Consider the following 966-nt stretch of genomic DNA (forward strand, 5'->3'; position numbering starts at 1 on the left):
CGCCGCTGCCGCCGCGCCCGGCGGGCATCGTGGCCGCCGGGGTGGTGCAGGTGCCCGAGGGGCGCCGGGTGTTCACCCAGCTTTCGGTACGCGAAAATCTTGAAATGGGCGCCTACCTGCGCCTGAAGAAGGGCGGTCGCGCCAGTCGCGCCGCCGTGGCCGACGACCTGGCCCGCATGCTGGACCTGTTTCCCGTGCTGGGCGAGCGCATCGGCCAGCCAGCGGGCAACCTTTCCGGGGGCGAGCAGCAGATGCTGGCCATGGGCCGCGCCCTGATGGCCCGTCCCCGCCTGTTGCTGCTGGACGAGCCCAGCCTGGGCCTTGCGCCCAGGGTTACGGCGGCCATCTTCCGGGTGGTGCGCGACCTGCCCTCCATGGGCTGCTCGGTGCTGCTGGTGGAACAGAACGCGCTGGGCGCGCTGGCCATCTGCAACCGGGGGTACATCATCACCAGCGGGCATATCCGGTTTTCCGGCAACTCCGCCGACATACTTTCCGACGAACTGCTGCGCGAGGCGTTCCTCGGCCCTGTCAATGGAGATCACGGGGGAGATCACGGGGGAGATCACGGGGGAGAGCCCGGGGTCGCGTCCGAGGCAACGTCCGGGGCGGCACCCGGGGTGGCGAGGGACATGCGGGACGACACGCGGCGCGGCAGCGCCACGCAGGAGGACAACTGATGGCGAGACTGGTCAAGCAGTCGCTGGGGCAGGAAGTGACGCGCATGCTCAAGCGCATGATCATCGACGGCGAACTGGAGCCCGGCCAGCGGCTGGTGGAGGACCGCCTGGCGGCGGAACTGGGCATCAGCCGCACCCCCCTGCGCGAGGCCCTGCACCGGCTGGAGCAGGAGGGGCTGCTGCAGAAGCGTTCTGCCGGCGGCTACGTGCTGCGCCCCTTCGACGCCGAAGAGGTGGAAGAGGCGGTGCAGGTGCGCGCGCTGCTGGAGGCCCGCGTGGCCGCGCT

The 966-nt window shown here is 70.9% G+C and carries 2 protein-coding genes; both read left to right on the forward strand.

Annotation, left to right across the window (positions count from 1 at the left end):
- A partial coding sequence (locus tag FVW20_RS16680; RefSeq protein ID WP_196610470.1) for an ABC transporter ATP-binding protein occupies positions 1 to 680 on the forward strand: 680 nt, incomplete at its 5' end.
- A partial coding sequence (locus FVW20_RS16685) for a GntR family transcriptional regulator (RefSeq protein ID WP_196610471.1) occupies positions 680 to 966 on the forward strand: 287 nt, incomplete at its 3' end. The genes FVW20_RS16680 and FVW20_RS16685, both read left to right, overlap by 1 nt.

This window comes from Nitratidesulfovibrio oxamicus (genome assembly GCF_015731765.1).
In the GTDB taxonomy this organism is placed as follows: Bacteria; Desulfobacterota; Desulfovibrionia; order Desulfovibrionales; family Desulfovibrionaceae; genus Cupidesulfovibrio; species Cupidesulfovibrio oxamicus.